This window comes from Paraburkholderia sp. J94, assembly GCF_905220285.1.
Taxonomy (GTDB): domain Bacteria; phylum Pseudomonadota; class Gammaproteobacteria; order Burkholderiales; family Burkholderiaceae; genus Paraburkholderia; species Paraburkholderia tropica_A.
Genome location: NZ_CAJMZH010000016.1, coordinates 15,703 through 38,888, shown reverse-complemented (window position 1 = coordinate 38,888; position 23,186 = coordinate 15,703). Strand labels below are relative to the sequence as shown.

Sequence of the window (23,186 nt, the reverse complement as noted above, 5' to 3'; positions counted from 1 at the left end):
AAACCGCCGGATCTCGTGGGTAGAAGTTCAGCAGTAAAGCCAGCGTCGCGTGATGTGCAGTTGTTGATGAGTAGAGGTTGGACCTGCGCTTAGGAATACTCGATCATATTGTTGGGACGAGAGGCCGATCCTCTATGCCCTTTCTACGACTGGAGTCCTTAGCGCGCGTCTTTCATCAGGGACCGCTGTGTGTTTAGCAGCACTATGTCCGTTTGTAGACACGCCGTCCGCATACCTCGAACTCGTTGCGAGCCGTGCAATCTGTGTCGAAGTTGCGTGCAAAGAACATCCGTGTTTGACTGAGGCTCAGTCCAACGCGGTGGATTCGCGTTTGCGAAATATGGGGAAGTCCTTGTAGACAATATGAAGACGGCGGTCGACAAGGTTCACAAAGGCCGTGGCCGCACCGTCAATTCGCGCTTTGCAGTGATGTGCGCGCACTACCTGTTTGACGCGGACTTCTGCAACGTGGCCAGCGGCTGGGAAAAAGGCGTCGTCGAGAAGAACGTGCAGGACAGCCGCCGGCGTATCTGGATTGAAGCGCGCGAACAGCGATTCGGCAGTTTCGCCGATCTGAATGCGTGGCTGGCGAGCCGGTGTCGGTCGCTGTGGGAGCAGGTGAAGCATCCTGACTATCGGGACCTGAGCGTTGCCGACGTATTCGAGCAGGAGCGCGCCCATCTGATGCCGATGCCGACACCGTTTGACGGTTACGTTGAACGTGCGGCCCGGGTGTCGTCGACGAGCCTGGTAGTCATCGGGCGCAACCGCTACTCGGTGCCATGCGAATTTGCAGGCCAGATGCTCAGCACGAGGCTCTATCCGGGCCGCGTCGTGGTAGTGGGCGATGACGCCGTGGTGGCCGAACACGACCGGCTGGCCGACGAAGGTCTGGTGCGCTACGACTGGCAGCACTACATCCCGCTGATCCAGCGCAAGCCCGGCGCACTGCGCAACGGCGCGCCGTTTCTGGATATGCCCGAGCCGCTGCAACGCCTGCGCCGGGCGCTGCTGCGCGAAACGGGCGGCGAGCGCGTGATGGCGAAAGTTCTGGCGCTGGTCCCGGAAAGCGGCCTGGGCACCGTGCTGATTGCGGTCGAACTGGCACTTGAACAGGCGCCGCCCTCCGGGCGCGTCAGCGTCGAGCATGTGGTGAACGTGCTGTCGCGCATGCGCGGTGTGCAGGTGCCACCGAAGATCGACACGGCGCTACAACTGACGACACCGCCGCTGGCCGACACATCGCGCTACGATGGCCTGCGCCCGGCACTGCAACAGCCGGAGGCCGGTCATGCGTGATCTGATCATCGAACTCAAACAGCTGCGCTTACACGGCATGGCAGCTGGCTGGGGCGAGTTGCTCGAACAGGGTAATGTCGAGGTGGCGTCTTCGCAGTGGCTGCTCGAACGGCTGCTGCAGGCCGAGAGTGCGGATCGGGCCGTGCGTTCGGTCAGCCACCAGATGAACGCGGCGAAGTTCCCCGTACATCGGGACATCGCCGGCTTCGACTTCGAGGGCTCGCCGGTTGATCGCCAACTCGTCATGCAACTGGCCAGCATGACGTTCACCGAAGGCGCACAGAACCTGGTTCTGGTCGGCGGCTCGGGCTCGGGCAAGACGCATCTGGCAACCGCCATCGGCGTGTCCGGAATCATGCATCACGGCAAGCGCGTGCGCTTCTACTCGACAGTGGATCTGGCCAACGCACTGGAGCACGAAAAGGCGCAGGGCCGTGCCGGACGGATCGCGGCGAGTCTGCTCCGCCTTGACCTGGTGATCCTGGACGAACTCGGATATCTGCCGTTCAGCCAGGCCGGCGGGGCGTTGCTGTTCCATCTGCTGAGCCGCCTGTACGAACACACGAGCGTTGCCATCACAACGAATCTGGACTTCGCCGAATGGTCCAGTGTGTTCGGCGACGCGAAGATGACCACGGCGTTGCTGGACCGGCTGACGCATCACTGCCACATCGTGGAGACCGGCAACGAAAGCTATCGATTCCGGCACAGCAGCGCCAGTGCAAAGAAACGCATCCGCACACGTGAAGCGGCACGCAGAGGCGATAGCGCGAGCGCTGCCGAGTCAGCCTGAAGTCGTTTGCCAGCGCAACGCACCCTCATACGCAGGAGGACAACGACCCCGGAAACCCATACACTTATCCACAACCGGTCCTGCTACAGACCGGTCTCCACCCCGGCTCAAAATCCAATCGGCCCGGTGGCTCAAAATTCCGTCGGCGCGGACAGGCGTGGCTGAAGACCAGTGGAGGGAAGGGGCTGCATGTAGTTGTGCCGTTGACGCCCCGACAGGGCTTTGACGCAGTCAAGGCGTTTTCGCAGGCGTTTGTTCGCCACCTCGCGAAGACGATCCCGGAGCGGTTCTCTGCGACCTCGGGACCGGCGAACCGGATCGGCAAGGTCTATGTCGACTATCTGCGCAACGGCATCGGCCAGACGACAGCTGCGGCGTTTTCGGCGCGCGCGCGACCGGGTATGGGGGTGTCGATGCCCGTTTCCTAGGACCAACTTTTCGAGCTGAAAAGCGGCTCGCAGTGGAGCGTCCAGACCGCGCGGGAGTACCTCAGCTTTCAGTCTTTGGACCCGTGGTCTGAATACTGGACCGCGCGCCAGTCGCTCACCGTAGCGACAAAGCGCCTCAAACAGGCACGCGGGCTGTAGTAACAATCGAGCGTTCGTTGCGAAGTGGGCAGCTCAGTTTCAGCAATGCACTGACGGCTGCCTATGCGCAACGCTGATTTGATGCGTACCGAGTACTTATTTAGTCCCCAGTTGACGTTCTCTTGCACACGTCGCGCATGCTGCGGCTGAAAATGGCGGTTGAGATTTCACGGCGAGAGGCGAGGGATGCTCCGGTATTTCATCCACGTAGGCGACAAGACGACCGCAGGCGGCACCGTCATTGATGGCGCCGACTCAACATTCGGGTTCGGCGGACAGGCGCTAGGGGGGGAAGGGTCACAGATCCAATGTCCCGCTTGCAACAGCGTCGGCGTGGGCGTTCCGGTTCAGCCCTATCGCAAACATACGATTCATGGAAAGCAGGCACTATTGAGTGACGATCTTTGCCGATGCAAGTGCGATCCACCCCCTAAGCTGATCGCGTCGCGCACGGACATGGCAATGTCATTCACGACTGATGAGGCTGCGGCCTTGAGCGCGGCGGGAGCCGCAGCTTCGGGCGGCGCGGTGACGTCGGCTGCCGCCTCCGCTTCATCGAGTAGCAGCACGCATCTTTCCAGTGCTGAGGCATTCAAATATGGAGACCCGACCGCGGGCGCGGGCACAGATACCGCCGCGCGGGGCGTGAATGAACAGCAGGAAGCTGACTGCTATGCTGAGTACGAGCGCAATCTGGACGAGTGCAACATGTATCGTGCGATTACGGGCGATCCGTATACGTTGATCGCTTGCAAGCAGAACGCATTCAAGATCTACAATCAGTGTCGAGGTTACTAACTATGGCCGCACCATCGAAGTCGTTTGTTCTGACATTCAACGAAGAACTGCAGCAGTTCGAAATGTGCTCTCTCAGTGACGCGGACCTTGCCGGATTGCGTGAGAACGCGTTGATAGCACCGTGGCCAATCGCATCGATTCCAGGCGGCGAACTCACGGAGAAAGTCGCGACCCGGATCGGCGCTGGCGCGTTAGGAATTCTCTCGATCTATCACCCCGAGGTGAAGCGTCGCCTGAAGGTCAAGCCCGACGATTACCCGCTCCCCTGAACGAGAGGCCACTGGCCGTGGCGTTCGCGAAGGTGTGCGCCGGATACGGCGAGCTCGGCCGTCAGACCGAGGAGCGACGCCAGGCGCTCAAGTGCCGGATCAGCGCTCTCGCATCGCCGCGCAGCTTGTCCATCAGCGACTCAAGGTGCCGTAGTGCCTCGGCGTGCGATGGATTGTTCTGGAGGCATCGGATGTAGGCGTTCGCCGCGTCATCGTACTCGCCGAGTTGTTCGAGGACCGCGCCGTGGTTGAAGGCAGCATCGTCGCTGTGCGGGTTCAATTCAAGGCAGCGCATATACCCGCGCGCGGCTTCTTCAAGCCTGCCGGCGTGCTCGAGCAGAACTGAGCGGTTGTAGTGCACGAGTTCTGCGTCATTGAAGTGTTTCAGCGCCTGTTCGAAGACGACGAGCGCATCGGCGCAACGGTCATCGCTTCTTGAAAGCATGGCCCCGAGATTGTTATACGCGTGATAGTGCGGTTGCGGTGACAGCTCGATGACCTTGCGATATGCGTGCTCGGCGGCGACAGGGTCGTGTTCCTGCAACTGCTCCGCTTTCGCATACCAGTCTGCGGCTTGTTTGGCGCGTTCCTGCAGACGCGCTGGCGAGGTCTCCATCTCGCTCACCACATGCTTAGTGGGCGTGTCTCCGAAGTCCAGAAGCAGTTGACCTGACGTCGCGTCCCACTGCGTCTCGCCGCTTCTCACAGCAATGGCATCGCCTACCGCACTGATCTGCACTCCTGATAGTGGCATGGTCGAAGGAGGGCTCTGCTTCAGGCGAGCCAGAGCGCACAGTATTTTTCGCGCCGGAACGTTCGACGTCCGCAGTTGGAGAGCGGTGCGCAACACCACCACGTCCCTGAAAGAGAATCGGAGCTCGTTCCGGTGCCCACGCGTCGGCATGACGAGCCCACTGTTGATCACGCCTGAAAGCACCCTGCGCGATACGCCGAGAATGGACTGAAGCTCCCGCACGGAATAGCCGTGTGCAGGTCCACGACGCATCACTTTCGCGCCTGCTTTTCCGGGGCGGCCGGAGGAGAGGCTTCCGCGCGTTTGACCGTGCGCGCCCGCTTCGTCGCTGGAAGGCGCGACACTTCCGCCGCGCTGGTGGCCTTGCCAGCCGGCGCCTTCTGCTTTCCGCCGCGCGTGAGGCTGGCCCGCAACGCGTCCATAAGGTCGATGACCTGGCCGCCGGCGGGCGCGGCTTCCTCGGCGGGCGCGACAATCTGCTGGCCTTCGATTTTCGCGTCGATCGCGGCGAGCACGCGCTTTTGTTCGACGTTTTCGTACTGGTCTGGATCGTAGTGATCCGATTCGCCCTGGGCAATGATCTGGAGCGCCAGTTTCCGCTCGCCATCGGACACCGGCACCTGTTCGATGTCGAGTCCTTGAGGGAGCGAACTTCCGCGCCCCATAAAAGCTGCTGGAACACGAGGCCGTCCTCCGTCGCGCGGATCTGGACCATATACGTTTTGCCCTTGTTGTTCCAGCTTGCGAGCGCGCAGCGGCCGCTCGCGAGCAGGGCGCGTTGCAGCAGGCTGTACGGCTTGCCGCCGCGTTTGTCCGGAGCAATGAAATATGCCTTGTCGTAGTAAACGGGATCGATCTCCTTGTCGGGAACGAACGCGAGAATTTCAACGAGATGACTGGGGCTTTCTTCCAGCGCCTTGAGCTCGTCCGGGGTGAATACCACGAACCTGCCTTTCTCGAACTCGTAGCCCTTGTTCATTTCCGCGCGCTCGACCTTCTTTCCGGTGGCCTTTGACACGTACCGCTGCTCGACGCGTGAGCCATCGGGCGCAAGCATATTGAACCGGACGGTTGCTGAGCTCTCGGTGGCGCTGTACAGCCGGACCGGTATCGAGACGAGACCGAAGCTCAACGACAGGGAGGCGATGGAGCGGGCGGTGGCCATGATCATTCCTCGCAGTGCGACGCGCACACCACGGGTTCTGCATCGTCGCGCTTTCAGGGTAGCAGGCTCGGAGAGCCTCCGTCCGATTTTCCCTCGCAGCACAAACCGTGCCGTCGGCGGTGTTTTGTGGTGTGCCTCACCGTGCGAAAATGCAGGGCGAATTCCACTGAGGAAACGACATGTCGATGGACCCGACCGAGATCGAGCTGGCCACCCTCCAGGCTGAAAAGAGCAGGCTGCTCTTCGAGTTGCGCGCGGCCCACCAGATCATCCGCAACGCCTTGAGCGTCATGACGACGGACGAGCAGATACGGTGGGCCGAAATGAACGCGCGCGACGGCGTTGACGGCGATGGCGCGACGAGGGCCGTGGAGCGCGACGCGCTACTGGCCAGTCCGCGGATGGCAATCGGCTCCGCATGAGCGCGACCTTTTCACCGACTCCCGAGCAGGAACAGGTGGTGGAGCTTGCGCGCCGTGGCGGTGACCTCAAGATCAAGGCGTACGCTGGAGCGGGCAAGACTTCAACGCTAAATCTGGTGGCCGAACGGTTTGGCGCGCGGCGTGGCATCTACCTCGCATTTAACCGGGATATCGCCGCGGCTGCCGCGCGGAAGTTTCCACCCCACGTACCAGCGCGGACGATGCACGCGCAGGCGTGGGCCGCGGCCGATTCGGCGCTCAAACGCCGCAGCAGTCTGGAAGCCGAGCCGCCGCATATCCTGGCAGCACGGTTCGGGATCGGATCGGTGCAGGTGCGGTCCGTGACCGGCAGGGCGATCGAACTCACGCCGTTTGAAACTGGACGGATGATCACCGACGCGCTCGGGCGCTTTTGCCGTTCATCCGAGCTTCAGCCCATCGCAACGCATATCGTCGTCGACGAGAAGATCGACATTGGTGACGCCGCTCAGCTACAGACCTGGCTTCTCCCGTTCGTGCAGCGACTTTGGGTGGAGTGCGCTGGCCCTCGTGCGGGAGCCGCCGTTTCGCCCGATGTGGTTCTCAAGCTATGGGCGCTGTCGAAGCCATGCATTGAGACGGATTACATCCTGTTCGATGAAGCCCAGGACAGCGACGGGGTAATGCTCTCGGTACTCGAGCGCCAGCGGCACGCGCAGGTGATCTACGTCGGCGATCCATACCAGCAGATCTACGAGTGGCGGGGCGCGGTGAACGCGATGGCGCAGATCGATGCGCCTGAATGCGCGCTCACGGAGTCGTTCCGCTTCGGGCCGACGTTCGCGGCGCTCGCCAGCCGTCTGCTTGTTCGTCTCGGAGAGCGCACGCCGCTGCGCGGGCAGGGCTCGATCGGCTCAATCCTGGTCGAAGATCCGGCGATCGCGCCTCCGGTTGACGCCGTACTTTGCCGCAAAAACGTGACGGCAATCTGGCAGCTGGCCGCAGGGCTGGAAGCGGGTGACCGGCCCGCGATCCGCATGAGCGCGGTGGAAATCGCAGCGTTCGCGGATGGCGCGGACCAGTTGCTGGCCGGGCATCGCACGTTCCGGCCTGCGGCGTTCTCGCTGTTTGAGAACTGGGCGGAGGTGCAGGCCTTTTCGCGCACCCCGTTCGGCCAGGATCTGCAGCCAATCGTGCGGATCGTTGACGAGCTCGGCACGGGCTACCTGCGCGCGCTCGCGCAGCGGTGTGCGCCGGAGCAACAGGCCGACTATGTGGTGTCAACCGTCCACCGTGCGAAGGGCCTCGAGTGGAAGCGGGTGAGAGTGGCGAACGATTTCCGGTTTCGAGGCGCCGACGGGAGTCCGGTGCCCGATGACGACGAAATCCGGTTGCTCTATGTGGCGATTACGCGCGCGCAGCATGTCCTGGACATTTCGGCCATGCGCGATGACCTGGTGCGGCTTGTCAGCCGTGGCCACTGACGCGACGGACGCGGGCAAAACTTGACACGGCAAATAGCCGGATAGGATGGGCTCACGTGCGCTCAGGAGGCAGGTCGGAAACGATTGTGAAATGAAAGGGCCGGAGGCGTCGATCCGCTGTGGCCTTCCACACCAGTCAGAGTGTAATTAGCGCCATATCTCTGCGAACATCTCAACGTCGAAGCAACGAACTTTGCACGTGCACAACACTGAATATTCGCCCAAGCGCACGGACATAACAAACGCCTTTCCAGTCATTTCCGACCTGAAAGAATTCGGGGCGGTTCTGGTGCTATTTTTACTATCTTCACGGTCTGCGGCCGTCAATTACAAGAGGCAAGAGTTTTCGTATCGGAAAATTATTCTACTTTGCTACAATAAGAAGGTAAGCGGCAAGCAAAAATGGGGGCGCAAGAAGTATGAAGGAACATGGCGATAGAACAATACCTCGCGAGGTACCGGGCGGGACGCTTTCAGAGACGTTAAGGCGATTGCGCACCGACGCCCGATTGACCTTGCTGCAGTTGAGCGAACGCACTGCGATTTCGGTATCGACGCTGTCAAAAATCGAAAACGGGCAGCTCTCGCCGACGTACGAAAAGATTGCTGCACTTGCGATTGGTCTGGACGTCAACGTCAGTGATCTTTTCAGCCAGGCTCCCAAGCCTGTGCCATTGGGGCGCCGGAGCATTACCAGCGCGGGCGGCGGCGTCGTTCACGAGACGGAACAATATGTGTATGAGGTTCTGAACGCTGATCTGGCAGGTAAGCGATTCGTTCCGCTCGTCACGACGATCAAGGCGCATAGCATCGGCGAATTTCGAGATCTTCTGCGGCACGACGGTGAAGAATTCATCTATGTTCTGGAAGGTACCGTCATAGTTAATACCGAGTTTTATTCGCCCAGTACGTTAAATAAGGGCGACGCGATGTATTTTGACAGCACAATGGGGCACGCGTGCCTATCCGGTAGTGATCAGGATGCAAAGGTCCTATGGGTTTGCTCGCATGTCACATTGAGATAATTTGCAGTGCAAAATAAGCGACTGCGGACGTGCCGTCGCTTATTTCATTGATCAACTTGGAATAGTGGCCGTCAAAGCAGGCTTACCTGACGGTCTTGAGCGGCGTCCATTTGCCGTTCGCGACCTGATAGACTGTCGTGGAGGGTTGAGCCAGTGCGCCGGAAGCGGTAAAGCGAATGTCTCCGGTCATCCCTTTGTAGGTTTGCGCGCGCAATTTGGGTAAATAGTCAACGGGCCTCGTCGAATTGGCCGCCTGCATTGCCTTAATCGCGGTCCAGGTAGCATCGTACGCGAACGGAGAGTAAGACAGCATCGGCGTACCGTATTTCTGTTGGTATCGGGCTTCGAAGTTCTTGCCGCCGGGCATGGCATCGATGGGCGCACCATATTCCCACGCCGTAGCGCCGTTCGCGTCGGCACCGGCGATGTCGAGGAAAGTCGGCTCGACTACTCCTCCTCCGCCGACGAACTGCGCTCGCATACCCAACTGTTTCATTTTCTTTTTGACTAGGCCCGCCTGCGGATTAAGTCCTGCAAAAAACAGCAGGTCAGCGTTTTCTCCTTTGATATGTGTGAGCTGAGCGCTGAAATCGACAGCTTTGTCGTTAGTGAATTCACGCGCGACGATCGTACCGCCTGCAGCCGTGACTGCCTTCACGAACTCGTCCGCTTCGCCTTGTCCGAACGCCGTGCGGTCATCGATCACGGCAATGCGCTTCGCCTTGGTCACTTCGACTGCGTAGCGGCCAGCGGCACCAGCATTCTGGGCGTCTGTTGCAATGATGCTAAAAATAAATGGACTGCCTTGCGCCGTGATCGTCGGATTTGTTGCGCCCGGCGTGATCATCGGAATATGGGCATTCGAATAGATTTTCGATGCCGGGATCGTCGTTCCAGAGTTGAAGTGGCCGATAACGACCGAGACGCCCTCATCGACCAGTTGCTGTGCGACCTGCACGCCCGTTCTTGGGTCCGCCTGATCGTCTGCTGATTGCACAACAAGCTTGAGCGGCTTTCCGCCGATCAAGATATTGGAGGCATTGGCTTCTGCGACGGCAAGCTTAACGGCATTTTCAATGTCTTTGCCGTATGCCGCGTTATTGCCAGTAAGTGGTACCGCGACACCAATGCGCGTGACATCGTCAGCATGCGACGTTCCACTCATTGCCAGACTTATCGTTGCCAGCGCGGTGAAAATAACGCTTTTCTTCAGAATAGACATAAATAGCTCCATTTTTACTTCGACAGATTTGTGCCGGGGATCATGTCTCGACGCGAACAGGCCGATGCCTGTCTTGTACCGGCTATGGGAAGTGCAGAGTTAGACAGTAGCTGTGTCGTCGTAGGCAAGCGATGCCGCGGCGAGATCTTCGAGCGCTGTGCCGACCGCCTTGAAAACGGTGATTTCCTGAGGGTTCTGCCGCCCAGGGTGCTCGGCACGACAAAGTTGCGCAAGCGTCGCACGGGTCAGCGCCCTGTCAAATGCCCCGGATTGCATCGGTGACAACAGATCACCCGCTTTCATCAGCGCTTCGTCAGTATCGACGAACACTGACGTTCCGACGTAACAATCGTCGTCTGATTCACGCATCGTCGGCGTGAAGCCGCCAATGAGATCGAGGTGCGTGCCGGGGCGCAGCCATGCGCCCCTGATGAGCGGCTGCGTGGAGAGCGTCGCACACGAAATGATGTCGGCGTTGCCTGCAGCACTCTCCAGATCGTCAGCAAGCTTCGCGGAAAAGCCACGTGCATTGAGCTTATCTACCAGTAACTCAGAGTTGCGCGCGTCGACATCCCATACTGAGATGCTTCTGATCGGCCGCACTGCGGTGTATGCATCCGGGATCAGCGAGCCTACTCGCCCTGCTCCAACCAGGAGCAGATTGCTCGAATCATTTCGACTCAGGAAACTGGCCGCCAGTGCAGACGCCGCAGCGGTGCGTCGGGACGTGATGACGTCTCCGTCGAGCATGGCAAGCGGCGCTCCGGTCGTTGCGTCGAGAAGAATAAATGTGGAGTGAAGTCCCGGTAACGAACGACGGCTGTTAGCTGGAAATATCGAGACAGTCTTGATACCGATGCGGCCGCCCGCCTGCCAAGCCGGCATCAATAGCAGTGTTCCCGATGGCTCCCCGTGTTCTCCCTCTATCGAATGACTGTGACGTAGGGGTACGGAACAGCCGCTAACAAACATGCTGTTTATCGCAGCAATCAGCTTGTCAAATGGAAGCCGGCTGGCAGTATGGTTTGAATCAAGAGTCAACACGTCAAAAATGCTCCATAAGGAGGGGCGGGTTTATGCAGTGATCGCGACTTTGAATTTCCGTGATGCAAATCTGGATGGCGAAAACGGCGCGAGATTAATGTCCGGTTGCTTGCCTTGAATGGCCTGGGTTATCAGGCGCCCAGTCTGTGGCCCGAGTGTGAGTCCAAGATGCCCGTGCCCGAAGGCGAGAAAGCAGTTTGCATGACGCGTCGATGCTCCAATCACGGGAACCGAATCCGGCATCGATGGCCGGAATCCAAGCCACCGTGATTGAACCGGCAGTTGCGCCAGTTCTGGTGCGATGCGCCGGATGGTGGTCAGGGTGCGATCAATATTGCGGTAGCGCGGCGGAGCATTCAGTCCGGCAAATTCGACGCTACTTGTCATCCGCAGCCCACTATCAAGCTGGGAAAGGACCACGGATTTTTCATGCCACAAGAGCGGTGCGTGAAGTAGATCGCGAGGTCCGGTGTCGAGCATGACGTGATATCCCCGCTCAGTGTCGAGCGGCACCGCTTCGCCGACTGCTTTGGCGAGATTCTTCGACCACGCTCCACCTGCGATGACGAATACATCACCCTCAAGCGCGCGGGTGGTTGTGCGCGCGGCAGTAATGCGGTCATTGGAAAATTCGAATCCGTTGCAGGTGTCATGGACAAATTCCACGCCTTGCGCCGTACATGCCAGGGCGATACGCGCAAGATATTCGCCGGGATTCTTTATTTGAAGGCAGTCGGTAAACAACGTGGCCTTCGCGAATACTTGCTTGAATCCGGGGGCAAGCGCGTCGATATCCGAACGGGTGAGCGCTTGCATCGACACGCCCATGTCCGCGAGAACTGCGAGTTCGTTGGACTGCCGCTGATACGCGTCTATTGATTGATATGCCTTGATCCATCCGGTCTCCGCGAGCAGATCAGTTGCCCGGCACGCGGTAGCCAATTCGATATGCGCACTAACCGCAGTCTGCAAAATAGTGCGCATGGCGTTGGTGGAGCGATCGAACGGCTCGCGAGCGCTTGAGCGGGCAAAGCGAACCAGCCAGGGAGCGAGTGCGGGAAGGTAGCGCCAGCGGATCTGAAGCGGACTGCTCTGCGATAGCAGGAGCGATGGTAACTGCCGCAGTAATGCCGGTGTTGCGAGCGGGAGCGTTTCGCAGACCGCTATTACCCCCGCATTGCCAAAGCTGGCCCGTCGGCTCTCAACCTCCGGGTCGATGACGCGAACGTGATAGCCGGCACGACGTGCAAAAAAAGCACAGCTGAGGCCGACGATACCGGCACCGATGATGACTACGGTTTTGGGATGCTGCATCGCGTAGATCCGTGGATTCCAGGGTTGGGTCTTCGCGAGCAATGTACTCCAATTTTTCTCTTTTGCGAAATTATTTATCGCATACGAAAATTATTTGTGGAGGTGGTGGCGTTGGGCAATCTGTCTTATGAAAGCTGCTTCTCAGCTTTGAGGATCGATACGCCGTACCTCGTGCGCGTAAAAGTCGGACACGTACAGCCGGCCGTCCGGACCTTGCATGGGTGATTCGGCGAAGTGCAGTCCAGTATGAGCAACGGTGGTATCGGTCATGAAGTCTTTCGGACATCGGTTGACGCGGTGCGCTCAGAACATCTTGCTGATGGCGGGCACGCTGAGCACTGCGACGTAGTAGCCCATGAACTGCACGCCTGCATTGAACGCGAACAGGCGCGCGAGCAGGCCGCCGACGAGACCAACCGTCAGAATCACAGCGAGTCCCAGAAGTTGCCCCTCCCAGACACTGATGACGACGATCAGCCCCGCGAAGGTCGCGATGATCGCCTCGTGACTGAGCTTGCGTGCCACGAACGACGCCGCGCGATGTGCGTAATTCATCGCGAGCGGATAGGCCACGAGCGCGGCGATCGCAATTGACAGCAGCCCATACTAGAAGAATTGCGCGCCGGAAAGCAGCGTATGGAGATTGTCGATATGGCCCGTCGCGGCATCAACGGTAAAGCGCGGCGGCGCGTTGAACAGCGGCGCCGCGGGCCCGGCGGCGACTGGGCTCAGTGGCAAGCCGAACGCGATCAGCGGAATCAGCGCCTCGGCGATATAAGTGGCCTCCGTCACGCCGTTACGCGCGGCGATCACGGTCGTGAGCCGCTGATACGCATGACGAATGCGCGCGCCGACGAGTTCGCCCATCACCACAGTCATCGCCACCGGACTGAAAACGAAGGTCGCGCTGGAGACTGCTGCGGTAGCCACTGTCCACGCCGTCTGCTGGCGGTCGAGCACCTTGAGCGGATTCGGGAAGTAGCCGCTCCAGCCTTTGACGTCAGGCGCGAGCGAAAACTCGGCCGGGCCTGTGCGACGCATCTGCGTGCGTCCGGCGGGCGCGAGTATCAGGAATAGATCCGCGACCAGCGGCCCGATGGCGATGCCGAGGAAATAGCTCACGCTCAGCTTTACGCCATACCGGCCCGTGAGCGCCTGTAAGCCGAGGATCAGCAGCACGAACGGCACGAGCAGCGCGACGCTCGCCCAGCGCCCTGCGGAAAGCCACGCAATGCCGATGGCCGCGCACAGAAAGACCCATGGTGCTGCTTTCGCGATGACGCTGCCGAACGGCGCGAGCAGCACGGCGAACAGCACCGCGAGCGGCAGCGCCACGAACGCCGCGACGAGTGCGCCGGAAATCATCTTGCGCAGCGCGATATGCGGCACGCCGAGCGCGCGCAGCAGTGTGGCCTGCTGGAGCAGCGGTGCGGCCATCGTGTCACCGGGAATGCCGAGCAAGGCGGTCGGGATCGCATGGGTCATGTGTTTCGAGACCGCGCCCGCGAGAAAGAATGTGAAGACGCCGGCGGGCGGCACACCAAGCAGCGCGACGAGCAGGGTGAGCGGCGCAATGGTGGTGGTTTCGTCGGTGCCCGAGATGAGGCCCACGCCCGCGAAAACGAGCGCGCCGATCAGACCCATTGCGGCGGTCACGAACCACGGATTCTGGAGCAGTGTCATCATCGCGCTCCCGGTTGGAGGTGAGTGGCGTGCGCATCCTGCGCCGCCCGCGCTTCATACGCGGTGAACAAATCGAGCAGGCCGAGTTCGGCCAGCTCCGCGCGGGTGCTGTTGTTCAGGTCCGCGAGCGTGCCCAGTCCGCCAGGCTCCGCAGCGAGTTGAGCAAGCACGCGCAGGCGCTCGGTGTCGTCGGAGGCGCGCTCGACCACGACGCGCTTGGGCTTGAACAGCCGCGCGCAGAGTGCGCCGGCGAGCAGGCAGCCCCCAAGGCCGACCAGCATGCCGTCGGCGCGCGCGATGGCGGCATCGTGGATGAAAGAGGCGAGCACGGCGTGGCCCGCCTCGAAAGCCACGAGGCTGATCGCGATGCCGAGCACGACCGAACACGCGAGATGGCGCACGTCGACCGTATCACCCCAGACTTCGATGAGTGTGCTGGTGCCGTCCGCGGATAGATGCGCCGACGCTGGCGCGCCGGTTTGCCTGTCGTGTTTCATGTGTCTCCTCCAGTACTGGAGTGGATATATTGGCTTGAGTGGGTAGGCGGCGAGCGCTACAGTGCGCTCTCCGCTGCCAGACGCGCGGCGCGTGCCTGCCATGCGCGCGACGTGCGTGACGCATTCGGCCTGCCGAGCGCAGCGCAGATCCAGGCGCCAGTCTCGACCAGTGCGGCGAGATCGACACCCGTTTCGATGCCCAGCCCTTCGCAGAGCCAGACCAGGTCCTCGGTCGCGACGTTGCCGCTCGCGCCCGGCGAATACGGACAACCGCCCAGCCCGCCCACCGACGCGTCGAACACCGACACGCCGGATTCAAGCGCTGCGTAGACGTTCGAAGCGGCCATGCCCCAGGTGTCGTGGAAGTGCCCGGCGAGCCGCTCGAGCGGCACATCGTGCGCGCATGCCGCGATCAGTCGCTGCGTCTTCAGCGGCGTGCCCGTGCCGATCGTATCGCCGAGACTGATCTCGTGGCAGCCCATCCGATAGAGCTGCGCCGCTACCGAGGCGACGGCCTCGGGCGCGATCTCGCCTTCGAACGGACAGCCGAGCACACAGGAAACGTAGCCGCGCACCGGTATTCCCGCTTGACGCGCATGTTCGATCACGGGCTCGAAGCGCATGAGGCTTTCGTCGATAGAGCAGTTGATGTTCTTGCGCGAAAACGACTCCGAGGCCGCCGCGAACACCGCGATCTCGCTGACGCGCGCGCCGAGCGCCGCGTCGAGTCCCTGTGCGTTGGGCACCAGCGCCGAGTACGTGACGCCCTTGCGCCGCTCGATGCCGCCCAGTACCTGGGCGCCGTCGGCCATCTGAGGAACCCAGCGCGGCGAGACGAACGCGGCCGCCTCGATATGCGCGAGGCCTGCGTTGGCGAGCCGCTCGATCAAGGCGATCTTGTCGGCCGTAGCGACCAACGCCGCCTCGTTCTGCAGGCCGTCGCGCGGGCCGACCTCGACGATGCGCACCGATGCGGGTAAGGCGGCCGAGGTGCCGTCCTCACGCATCGCGCGGCCCCGCGAGCTGCGCAATCGCGAAGTCGGTGCGCACGTCCTTCGCTTCAATCATCTTCTTCACGACCCAGTCGATGTCGGTACCGCTTGCACCTGCGACCAGCGCGATATTGCGCGCGTGCAGCGCCATGTGACCGCGCTGGATGCCCTCGGTCGCGAGCGCACGCAGCGCGCCCATGTTCTGCGCGAGTCCGACTGCGGCGGCGATTTCGCCGAGTTCCTGCGCCGAGCGCACGCCCATGATCTTGAGCGCGAGGCGCGCGAGCGGGTGAGTCTTCGTCGCGCCGCCGACTAGCCCGACCGGCATCGGCAGCTCGATGGTACCGACGAGATCGCCGTTCTGCGCCTTCTCCCACGTCGTGAGTGAGGTATAGCGTCCGCTGCGGCTCGCGAACGCGTGGGCGCCGGCCTCGACGGCGCGCCAGTCGTTGCCGGTCGCCACGATCACGGGATCGATGCCGTTCATGATGCCCTTGTTGTGCGTGGCCGCGCGGTACGGGTCGGTGGCTGCGAACAGATACGCGTCGATCACGCCGTCGATTACTTCCTCGCCCGAGTATTCCTTCGTCGCGAGCGTCTGCGGCGCGTAGCGCACCTGGGCGCGCGCGACGCGCAGATCGGCGAGATTCGAGAGGATGCGCAGTCGCACCTTGCCGCCTGTAATGGCTTCGATGCGTGGCGCGACCGTCTCGGCCATCGTGTTGACCGTGTTTGCGCCCATCGCGTCGCGCACATCGACGATCAGATGCGCGACCACCATCGCTCCGCGCGGCGTGTCGGGGAACACGTGTACCTCGATGTCGCGGCAGCCACCGCCCAGACCGATCAGTACCTTGTCGCGTGCATTCGCGAGTTCGAGCAGCTCGTCCTTGTGCTTGAGGATCGACAGGCGTGCACCATACGGGTCGCTCACATTCACTACCTGGACCTGGGCGCGCATAAGCGGCCCGGTGCTCGACGTGACGAAGCCGCCCGACTCGCGTGCGAGCTTCGCCATGAACGATGCAGCCGCAACGATCGACGGTTCTTCGACCGCCATCGGCACGATCACGTCCTGGCCGTTGATCTGGAAATGACCGGCCACGGCGAGCGGCAATTCAAAGGTGCCGATCACGTTTTCGATCATGCCGTTGGCGGTCTCGATGGGCAGTGCGCCGGGCTTCGCGAGCTGTGCATATTCGCGGTCGTCGAGTCCCAGCGTCTGGCCCAGATGCGCGAGACGCTGTTCGGGCGATAGCGAGCGGAAGTTCGGAAGTGCCGAGGAAATCGTCATGGTTCGTCCTTAGGTGATGCGCCGCCGCGCGAAGGTGTCCGCGCTTGCGGCTGTCTGTGGATGGACGAATAATAGGCACACTGTACCCATTTAGAAGGCACAGTTCGGCGCGACAGTCCATCAACTGTACCTAGAACAGTTTCTAACTATCCGGAGCAACAACGATGAATCTGCGCGCGAAAGGCAGTCGCTCAGGCTCTATGGCGGACAATCTCGCCAGACAGATCGAGGAGGGTCTGCTGGCGCCGGGCGCGAAACTGCCTTCCATCAGGGAATACGCTGATGCGAACGGCTGCTCGAAGAACACGGTGATTAGCGCGTTCGAACTGCTTACGGCAAACGGCCTGATCGAGCCGCGGCGCGGGTCGGGTTTCTTCGTCACGCGCCGCGCACCGGTCGTGAGCGAAGTGGATGAATCGACCTCACTCGACCGTGCCATGGATATCGTCTGGCTCATGCGTGAGCAGTTGCAGGTGAAGCCCGACGTGCTCAATCTGGGCGAAGGCTTTCCCCCGATCGACTGGCTAGAAGAGACGCGTCTAGACCAGTATCACCAGCGCGTGGTGCGCACCGGCGTGGCCTCGCTGTTTCGCTACGGCAGCCGATTTGGCTACCTGCCGCTGCGCCAGTCCTTGCAGCAAAAGCTGGCGGGCTACGAGATCGGCGCGCCCGCCACGCAGATTGTCCTCACGCACGGCGCGAACCAGGCAATGGATCTTGTGCTGCGCTATTTCGTGCAGCCCGGCGATACGGTGCTGGTCGACGATCCCGGATATTACCCGCTGTTCGGCAAGCTCAAGCTCAGTGGTGCGAATATTGTCGGCGTGCCGCGTGAAATCGACGGCCCCAATGTACTGAAGCTGGAGGAACTCATCGTCGCGTTGCGGCCCAAGCTGTTTTTCACGCAGTCCGTGAGCCACAATCCGACTGCGACCGACACGAGTGCGGCGAAAGCGCATCGCATCCTGCAACTGGCCGAAGCGCACGATCTCATGATCGTGGAGGACGATGCGCTTGCCGATTTGCGCCCGCGCTCGCTCACGCGCATCGCGACGCTCGACCAGCTTAGGCGCACTATTTATATCGGCAGCTTTTCCAAGTCGGTCTCGGCGGCTTTGCGCGTGGGCTTTCTCGCATGTAATGCGGCGCTGGCCAGTGATCTCGCTGACATCAAGATGCTCACCCACGTCAGTAGTTCGGAGTACTGTGAACGCACGATCGACGCCATTGTCAGCGACGGACACTTTCTGCGCCACACCAATCATCTCCAGGAAAAGTTGCGACGTGCCACCGACGCGGCGATTCATACGCTGCGCAGGATCGGCGCGACGATTTATCGAGAGAGCGAGCAGAGCCTGTATTTGTGGGCGGCGCTGCCCGGCTGGGACGATTCGATGAAACTCGCCAAGGCGATTTTCGAACAAGGCGTGATTCTCGCTCCCGGTGCCGTATTTTCACCGAATCTGGCGGGGCCGTCGCCCTGGTGCCGTTTCAATGTCGGCTATCTCGCCGACAAGCGCCTGAGCCGCGCACTCGCTTCTGTTCTTTAGACACCAAGGTGAAAGGGGTTTGTGCCAATCCAGTAATATGCTGAAACTAAATGTTGTAATGCTCCGCGCGCTGCTATGAACGCTATTCTATGGGCGTTCGGCTACCAAGTGCGTCGGACGCGAAGATCAAAATCGGATTCACGGTTCATTCCGCGAGTTCCATAATTTTCGTACCCAGTCCCGCATCATCAAAGACTCCAGCCAGCGATCGATCGTGTCATTGCCATCGCGACCGATTATCGCGTAAGGCTTTGGTCCAAGTTCGCAGACGAACGCGAGCGATTCGTCTTCACCGGCCCTTCGACGCCAGGATGCAAAGCCATATCTCCACCACTCAAGAAACAGATCGACCCAGATTCGATGTGGTTCAAAAGAAATCTCAATCTGAACCTGCTCGCGACTGGCGACCCGGCCGTGGAGAGCCCAGGAGTTATCGAGTATCCTGTGAATTAGGGCGTGATTCTCATCGGATACCGGCCAGGCGAATTCACGACCGACGAGGTAGTGCGAAAGATCAGCAAGCAACCTCAGATTGGGGCGTTCATCAAGTAGATCCAGGGTGAAATGAAGATCAGTCGTCATCCTGTCCCGATGCGTTTCAATGTAGACAGGGAAGTCGACCTGTTCTGCGAGCCGCTGCCATCCATCGAGGATCTTGATGCATTCCTTGATGTTACGCAGGCGAACATCCGGCTGGATATCGAGGTGATGGAGTCCGAACTCGGTGGCGATTTCCAGAACCGGTTGAAGATCGTCAACCGTGGCTGGAAAGCATTGTCCTTCTGCATCGAGCCCGAATTGGGCACGTAGTTCGGCGAGTCGCCGGTAGTCTTCGCGATTCGTGCAGTGTGCGCTTACACCGTCGAAGCCGGCGTCCGCAATCATCTGCACGTTCTCTTCGAGCGAGCGCTCCCACCCATCTGTATTCCGGCGCTCCATGGCCCACAGGGACTGGAAGACGAGGAGTTGCTGGCTCATAGCTTTTCCGCGACGAGGAGCGAGCGCAGCTTGACCGTCCGGTCCATCAGCGCCATGGGCGATACTCGTAGTTGTTTCGCGATCAGTTCCTGCGAAACCCTGATGTCTTTAGCGATATCGGACAACGAGCCCACGCCGCTCGCTCCCACCAGAACTCCGTCGGCAGAGATCGCAAAGTAGATGTGTGACGATTGTCCAATCTCCCGTATGACCGTGCTGGCCCCCAGCGAAGGTACGCCAGCAATCTGCACCGTTATATCGTAATGGTCAGACCAAAACCATGGCACGTCGAGTACAGTTTCATGATGTCCTAACATGTTTAACGCTGCGATGCGCGCGTGGTCGTTAGCATTCTTCCAGCACTCCAGGCGCATGTGCTGCTCGAACAAAGCGTGGTGGAATGAACAGGCGTCGCCCGCGGCAAAGATCGATTCGTCCTTGGTGCGCAAGTGTGCATCAACAACAATTCCGTCCGAAATATCAAGGCCTGCCTCAGCCGCTAGCGCGGTGTTAGGCGTAACACCAATGCCAACGACGACCGCGTCGCACGTGATCAACTCCCCATCGTTCAGTTCCACGCCACGAACAGCTCGGTCGCCGACGAATCGGACGATGCCTGTGCCGAAGCGGAAATCAACGCCCATCGATCGGTGCAGGGTGACAATCCGCTCTGCTACTGGTCCTGGCACTGCTCGCATGAGCGCACGCGGCGCGGCTTCGAGCACCAGGACTTCACAGCCCATCGCAATGGCAGATGCCGCGACCTCAAGCCCTATGAAGCCGGCCCCTATGATCGCTATACGCTTTCCGGTGACTAGCGTTCGCGAGATTGCTTCAGCGTCAAGCTCTGTGCGCAAGGTGTGCACGCCTTCCAGGGTACAACCGGGGACGCGAAGCATGCGGGGCGTAGCGCCTGTCGCAAGAAGGAGCTTCGAGAATTCAACGGTCTGGTCATCGTCCAGGCGAACCGTCTTCCGGAGACGGTCAAGAGCGACAACACTTGTTCCTACGCGAGTCTCGATACATTGATCTCTGTAGAATGACTCGCCATACAGGCAACACTCAGCTGTACTGGACTGTCTGGTAAGAACCGACTTCGAAAGAGGAGGCCGCTCGTAAGGTAGTGCTCGCTCGCTACCAATTAGTGTTATCTCTCCACTCCATCCATTTGCTCTCAGAGCGTGCGCGGCTCGCGCACCACACTGTCCTCCTCCTACAATAACCATCCTTTCAACGCGACTCATCGTGGGTCTCCAATAACTGTCAGGTTGCGTTCAGGCGCCGCTTTTTCTTCTCGAAACGTTCGCGCATTAGCCGGTCTCCTTCTGGCGAGCCATCGTGCCAGGAGCCGAATAGCTGGTCGAGCGGGAAGGTTCCATTGTCGCTATAGTTGACTTCGAAATACTTATGATGCAGATAGTGAGCATAGGCGTGACTGCTCATGGCGGAACGATCGGTTATTTTGAGCTGGTCAAATCCGATGTGCCCGACAATTGCGCCGAAGCCGGCGATGTGAACGAGATACACCGCGATGAACGGATGCGACGGGATTATCAGACACCATAGGGCAACGCCAAAGTACAGCATTGACTCAACCGGGTGCATGGACATGGACGACCACGGCGATGGATTGGTCGAATTGTGATGAACCGAGTGAACAAAGCGATAGAGTGGGCTCCAATGCAGAATTCGATGAATCGCAAAAAAGTGGACTTCATGAAGCGCTGGTGCAAGCAGTACCAGGCACGCCAGATAGACTGGGTGATCAATCCACGATACGTGGGGCACGAAACCGTTTGAGAACGACCAAAGAGCGAAGATTTCTATTGCGGTTCCGATCGGAACGCTAATAAAAAGGCTACGAATAAAATTGTCAATATTCTGATTCCTAAACCAGAATACATCCGATGGCTGTTCGGAAGGAAATTTACCGTTGTACTTGAATCGATTTTCCTGAATGCGCAACACGTAATATCGCAATTCAAACGCACTGTAAAACAGGAATATTCCGACCCAGTTCGCAACGAGAAGCCTGATCGTCCATGTCCAGTCAAGCACCCGCATGGCGCTCATGCCCGGAAGCACAAAATTCCACCAAAGTGCAGCTGTCAGCAAGAAGAACAGGTTCCATGGCCAGATGTATCCTTTGATCCATCCTGCGACCCGTGAAACGCTTTGAGGCCGAGTCCAGAGCGGAGCCGAGTCTAGGGGGGTGTTCGGTGCCCAGTCGCCGCGTTTGTTGCGTTTTCCAAATTGCAGGTCGTCCATATGGCTTACCATCCGTAACGATACTTATAGTTCGATAAATACGACGTCGTTCTCGACACGTGCCCGATACGTTTTCAGGTTTTTGCACGGCGGCATGCGCACGGTTTCACCAGTTCTGTAGTCGAATTCCCCCTGGTGCTTGGGGCACTCGACAACAAAATCCATTACGAAGCCATCGGCGAGGTGTACGGCTTCGTGCGTACACAGACCATCCGTACAGTAGAACTCATCGTCAGGACCTCGGTAGACAGCGAATGTGCGTCCCGCATGGTCGAACCGTTTGACATCTTCCTGTTCAAGATCTTCTGCGCTACAGACGCGAACCCATTCGGTCATGTTCGTCTCCTTTCTGATTCGATACGTATAACTTCAACGCCATGAATGTACTCAATCTGGTTTCCTGAACCTCGATCGCGAAATTCCAGAGTTCTTCGAGTCATTTTTTACGGCGGCGTCTATCCGAGCATGCTTTCTTTCTCTGGTTTTTCGAGCGTGGTTTGACATTCAGCCGTGACCGTGAGGGAAATATCGATATGGGCTTTCGCCCATATCGCCCACCGAAAGACCAGTGGCAAGCTCCGGCAGGTGGAGATGCCGGATATTTAGTAACCTATGAAGCCGAATTTGACATCGCGACGGGATATGCAAGTCGTAGATCTTGGGCCAGTCCGCTTGCATTCCCTGATACAAGTCTTCTAGCGATACGATCCCGCATACTGCTGAACCACGGCGAGATTCTCGCGCGTGACGAAGCTAGGGCCGGAACTTACAGTGGAGCCGGTATAGACGGGCTTAAGACCATACTTGTCGAGCCGTGCGGCGACCTTCTTCTCGCTCTTAAGTGCGGCAACGATATGTGCCGGATCGTTGGTCTTGTCACGCACAGCAATCGCCATTGCGGCCACCGACAGATAACCCTGCAAATACGGCTGTTGATCGATTGCAAAGGCGATCTGCCCGGACTGGATCGCCTTGAGAATATCGGGCGAGAGATCGAAGGTCGCGAGGTAGAGCTTGCCGGCCTTGCCTGCGTCATTTACCCCACGCAGCACGCCCATAGCCTGATCGGGGCCGAGTGCCAGAATCGCCTGCGTATCGGGATGCGAGCGCAGATACGCGGCCACTTTGCTCTGGATTATGGTCGGGTCTTCGCCACTGTCCATCGTCGACTTCTTGTAGTCTGCACCTATGGCGTCGGCAAAACCCTTGCAGCGATCCCACAGCGCCTGAATATCGGCGCCGTGGTTGACGCACAGGAAGTTGTGGATGCCGGCGGCTTTCGCGCGCTCGCCTGCAGCCTTGCCGGCCTCATACTCGGGCTGGCCAACATGCAGGATCGCGCCGAGTTTCATGCCGTCGGCAGGGCCGCCGTTGATCGTGATTAATGGAATGTGTTTGGCTTTCACGCCGCCCAGGCCTTTCTGGATCATCTCGAAGTTCGGCACGGTCGTGATCACGCCCGCGTAGTTGCGCGCGGCGGCCTGTTCGAGAATGCGAACCATGTCGCCGGTGTCGCCCGTGGGCGGATTGCGGTAATCGACTGGCACGTTGAAGTCTTCGCTTGCGTCACGCATGCCGTTCTTGACAGTGTTCCACCAGACGTTCGAGTCCGAGCCGTGGCTGACCATCACGAAACGCTCTTGCGCCATTGCGGTGGTCGGACTGAAAACGCCTATTGCACTGATGAGTGCGACGGTCGCTATTGCTGAGAGCGCGGCGAGGGCGCGCCGGGCCTGGCCTGAACCGTTCGTGTCCATGATGCTGTCTCC

The 23,186-nt window shown here is 59.8% G+C and carries 19 protein-coding genes and 5 pseudogenes; 10 read left to right on the top strand and 14 right to left on the bottom strand.

The annotated features are described in order from the left end of the window. Nucleotides 1-327 precede the first annotated feature (327 nt). From U4Y88_RS29105 to U4Y88_RS29085, 6 genes and pseudogenes are all read left to right on the top strand, one after another. Nucleotides 328-1,299: pseudogene (locus U4Y88_RS29105) on the top strand (Mu transposase domain-containing protein); the annotation flags it as partial. Continuing rightward, nucleotides 1,292-2,092, top strand: coding sequence for an IS21-like element helper ATPase IstB (gene istB, locus U4Y88_RS29100; RefSeq protein ID WP_321788062.1), 801 nt, complete (start codon nt 1,292-1,294; stop codon nt 2,090-2,092). The pseudogene U4Y88_RS29105 and the gene istB, both read left to right, overlap by 8 nt. After that, a pseudogene (locus U4Y88_RS29095) lies at nt 2,089-2,679 on the top strand (DNA primase small subunit domain-containing protein). The gene istB and the pseudogene U4Y88_RS29095 overlap by 4 nt, the downstream one beginning before the upstream one ends. Nucleotides 2,680-2,865: 186 nt before the next feature. Continuing rightward, nucleotides 2,866-3,087: pseudogene (locus U4Y88_RS37800) on the top strand (PAAR domain-containing protein); the annotation flags it as partial. Nucleotides 3,088-3,141: 54 nt separating this feature from the next. After that, on the top strand, nt 3,142-3,477 hold the full coding sequence (locus tag U4Y88_RS29090; protein WP_321788060.1) for a hypothetical protein: 336 nt from the start codon (nt 3,142-3,144) through the stop codon (nt 3,475-3,477). Between the two features lie 2 nt (nt 3,478-3,479). Then, a complete protein-coding gene (locus U4Y88_RS29085; protein WP_321788058.1) occupies nt 3,480-3,746 on the top strand; it encodes a hypothetical protein in 267 nt (88 codons plus the stop codon). 61 nt (nt 3,747-3,807) lie between these two features. Here U4Y88_RS29085 and U4Y88_RS29080 read toward each other — a convergent pair whose 3' ends face one another. Further along, complete coding sequence (locus tag U4Y88_RS29080) at nt 3,808-4,752, bottom strand: tetratricopeptide repeat protein (protein ID WP_321788056.1); 945 nt, start codon at nt 4,750-4,752, stop codon at nt 3,808-3,810. Next, a pseudogene (locus U4Y88_RS29075) lies at nt 4,752-5,665 on the bottom strand (Ku protein). Before U4Y88_RS29075 ends, U4Y88_RS29080 begins: the two are co-directional and overlap by 1 nt. Nucleotides 5,666-5,844: 179 nt before the next feature. Here U4Y88_RS29075 and U4Y88_RS29070 point away from each other — a divergent pair. The 3 genes from U4Y88_RS29070 (at nt 5,845) to U4Y88_RS29060 (ending at nt 8,575) form a co-directional block, all read left to right on the top strand. After that, nucleotides 5,845-6,087: a hypothetical protein gene (locus tag U4Y88_RS29070; RefSeq protein WP_321788053.1), complete on the top strand. Its 243-nt coding sequence runs from the start codon at nt 5,845-5,847 to the stop codon at nt 6,085-6,087. Continuing rightward, on the top strand, nt 6,084-7,550 hold the full coding sequence (locus U4Y88_RS29065; RefSeq protein WP_321788051.1) for a UvrD-helicase domain-containing protein: 1,467 nt from the start codon (nt 6,084-6,086) through the stop codon (nt 7,548-7,550). The genes U4Y88_RS29070 and U4Y88_RS29065 overlap by 4 nt, the downstream gene beginning before the upstream one ends. Before the next feature lie 419 nt (nt 7,551-7,969). Then, nucleotides 7,970-8,575: an XRE family transcriptional regulator gene (locus U4Y88_RS29060; protein ID WP_321788049.1), complete on the top strand. Its 606-nt coding sequence runs from the start codon at nt 7,970-7,972 to the stop codon at nt 8,573-8,575. A gap of 82 nt (nt 8,576-8,657) precedes the next feature. Here U4Y88_RS29060 and U4Y88_RS29055 read toward each other — a convergent pair whose 3' ends face one another. From U4Y88_RS29055 to U4Y88_RS29025, 7 genes and pseudogenes are all read right to left on the bottom strand, one after another. Continuing rightward, nucleotides 8,658-9,797, bottom strand: a complete 1,140-nt coding sequence (locus tag U4Y88_RS29055; protein ID WP_321788047.1) for a branched-chain amino acid ABC transporter substrate-binding protein — start codon at nt 9,795-9,797, stop codon at nt 8,658-8,660. A gap of 99 nt (nt 9,798-9,896) precedes the next feature. Next, entirely contained in the window at nt 9,897-10,841 is a 945-nt protein-coding gene (locus U4Y88_RS29050; protein WP_321788046.1) for an ornithine cyclodeaminase family protein, read from the bottom strand. Between the two features lie 30 nt (nt 10,842-10,871). Further along, nucleotides 10,872-12,155, bottom strand: a complete 1,284-nt coding sequence (locus U4Y88_RS29045; RefSeq protein ID WP_321788044.1) for an FAD-binding oxidoreductase — start codon at nt 12,153-12,155, stop codon at nt 10,872-10,874. Nucleotides 12,156-12,458: 303 nt separating this feature from the next. Further along, nucleotides 12,459-13,841 (bottom strand): annotated as a pseudogene (locus tag U4Y88_RS29040) (tripartite tricarboxylate transporter permease). Next, nucleotides 13,838-14,335 (bottom strand): hypothetical protein, encoded by a 498-nt coding sequence (locus U4Y88_RS29035; RefSeq protein ID WP_321788042.1) that lies wholly within the window; start codon nt 14,333-14,335, stop codon nt 13,838-13,840. Before U4Y88_RS29035 ends, U4Y88_RS29040 begins: the two are co-directional and overlap by 4 nt. A 56-nt stretch (nt 14,336-14,391) precedes the next feature. After that, nucleotides 14,392-15,342 carry a hydroxymethylglutaryl-CoA lyase gene (locus tag U4Y88_RS29030; RefSeq protein WP_321788040.1) on the bottom strand — a complete coding sequence of 317 codons (951 nt, stop codon included), beginning with the start codon at nt 15,340-15,342 and terminating at the stop codon, nt 14,392-14,394. Continuing rightward, nucleotides 15,335-16,621 carry a hydroxymethylglutaryl-CoA reductase, degradative gene (locus U4Y88_RS29025; protein WP_321788038.1) on the bottom strand — a complete coding sequence of 429 codons (1,287 nt, stop codon included), beginning with the start codon at nt 16,619-16,621 and terminating at the stop codon, nt 15,335-15,337. Before U4Y88_RS29025 ends, U4Y88_RS29030 begins: the two co-directional genes overlap by 8 nt. A gap of 164 nt (nt 16,622-16,785) precedes the next feature. Between U4Y88_RS29025 and U4Y88_RS29020 the strand changes: the two genes are divergently transcribed. Next, a complete protein-coding gene (locus tag U4Y88_RS29020) occupies nt 16,786-18,171 on the top strand; it encodes a PLP-dependent aminotransferase family protein (protein WP_321788037.1) in 1,386 nt (461 codons plus the stop codon). Nucleotides 18,172-18,309: 138 nt separating this feature from the next. On the opposite strand, the gene U4Y88_RS29015 is transcribed toward U4Y88_RS29020, so the two are convergent. From U4Y88_RS29015 to U4Y88_RS28995, 5 genes are all read right to left on the bottom strand, one after another. Beyond that, the gene (locus tag U4Y88_RS29015) at nt 18,310-19,149 is read right to left on the bottom strand and encodes a sugar phosphate isomerase/epimerase (RefSeq protein ID WP_321788035.1); all 840 of its coding nucleotides are present in this window, start codon (nt 19,147-19,149) and stop codon (nt 18,310-18,312) included. Beyond that, a complete protein-coding gene (locus U4Y88_RS29010) occupies nt 19,146-20,375 on the bottom strand; it encodes an NAD(P)/FAD-dependent oxidoreductase (protein ID WP_321788363.1) in 1,230 nt (409 codons plus the stop codon). The genes U4Y88_RS29015 and U4Y88_RS29010 overlap by 4 nt, the downstream gene beginning before the upstream one ends. Nucleotides 20,376-20,412: 37 nt before the next feature. Then, nucleotides 20,413-21,417 carry a sterol desaturase family protein gene (locus tag U4Y88_RS29005; RefSeq protein WP_321788033.1) on the bottom strand — a complete coding sequence of 335 codons (1,005 nt, stop codon included), beginning with the start codon at nt 21,415-21,417 and terminating at the stop codon, nt 20,413-20,415. A gap of 24 nt (nt 21,418-21,441) precedes the next feature. Then, on the bottom strand, nt 21,442-21,753 hold the full coding sequence (locus tag U4Y88_RS29000; RefSeq protein WP_321788031.1) for a MocE family 2Fe-2S type ferredoxin: 312 nt from the start codon (nt 21,751-21,753) through the stop codon (nt 21,442-21,444). 359 nt (nt 21,754-22,112) lie between these two features. Then, nucleotides 22,113-23,174 carry a sugar ABC transporter substrate-binding protein gene (locus tag U4Y88_RS28995; RefSeq protein ID WP_321788029.1) on the bottom strand — a complete coding sequence of 354 codons (1,062 nt, stop codon included), beginning with the start codon at nt 23,172-23,174 and terminating at the stop codon, nt 22,113-22,115. Nucleotides 23,175-23,186: the final 12 nt, after the last annotated feature.

Coding starts and splice junctions, on each gene's coding strand:
- U4Y88_RS29060 (WP_321788049.1), top strand. CDS start 7,970: ATGAAGGAACATGGCGATAGAACAATACCTCGCGAGGTACCGGGCGGG.
- U4Y88_RS29015 (WP_321788035.1), bottom strand. CDS start 19,149: ATGAGCCAGCAACTCCTCGTCTTCCAGTCCCTGTGGGCCATGGAGCGC.
- U4Y88_RS29020 (WP_321788037.1), top strand. CDS start 16,786: ATGAATCTGCGCGCGAAAGGCAGTCGCTCAGGCTCTATGGCGGACAAT.
- U4Y88_RS29065 (WP_321788051.1), top strand. CDS start 6,084: ATGAGCGCGACCTTTTCACCGACTCCCGAGCAGGAACAGGTGGTGGAG.
- U4Y88_RS29070 (WP_321788053.1), top strand. CDS start 5,845: ATGTCGATGGACCCGACCGAGATCGAGCTGGCCACCCTCCAGGCTGAA.
- U4Y88_RS29045 (WP_321788044.1), bottom strand. CDS start 12,155: ATGCAGCATCCCAAAACCGTAGTCATCATCGGTGCCGGTATCGTCGGC.
- U4Y88_RS29030 (WP_321788040.1), bottom strand. CDS start 15,342: ATGCGTGAGGACGGCACCTCGGCCGCCTTACCCGCATCGGTGCGCATC.
- U4Y88_RS29010 (WP_321788363.1), bottom strand. CDS start 20,375: ATGGTTATTGTAGGAGGAGGACAGTGTGGTGCGCGAGCCGCGCACGCT.
- istB (WP_321788062.1), top strand. CDS start 1,292: ATGCGTGATCTGATCATCGAACTCAAACAGCTGCGCTTACACGGCATG.
- U4Y88_RS29000 (WP_321788031.1), bottom strand. CDS start 21,753: ATGACCGAATGGGTTCGCGTCTGTAGCGCAGAAGATCTTGAACAGGAA.
- U4Y88_RS29005 (WP_321788033.1), bottom strand. CDS start 21,417: ATGGACGACCTGCAATTTGGAAAACGCAACAAACGCGGCGACTGGGCA.
- U4Y88_RS29055 (WP_321788047.1), bottom strand. CDS start 9,797: ATGTCTATTCTGAAGAAAAGCGTTATTTTCACCGCGCTGGCAACGATA.
- U4Y88_RS29035 (WP_321788042.1), bottom strand. CDS start 14,335: ATGAAACACGACAGGCAAACCGGCGCGCCAGCGTCGGCGCATCTATCC.
- U4Y88_RS29025 (WP_321788038.1), bottom strand. CDS start 16,621: ATGACGATTTCCTCGGCACTTCCGAACTTCCGCTCGCTATCGCCCGAA.
- U4Y88_RS29085 (WP_321788058.1), top strand. CDS start 3,480: ATGGCCGCACCATCGAAGTCGTTTGTTCTGACATTCAACGAAGAACTG.
- U4Y88_RS28995 (WP_321788029.1), bottom strand. CDS start 23,174: ATGGACACGAACGGTTCAGGCCAGGCCCGGCGCGCCCTCGCCGCGCTC.
- U4Y88_RS29080 (WP_321788056.1), bottom strand. CDS start 4,752: ATGCGTCGTGGACCTGCACACGGCTATTCCGTGCGGGAGCTTCAGTCC.
- U4Y88_RS29090 (WP_321788060.1), top strand. CDS start 3,142: ATGTCATTCACGACTGATGAGGCTGCGGCCTTGAGCGCGGCGGGAGCC.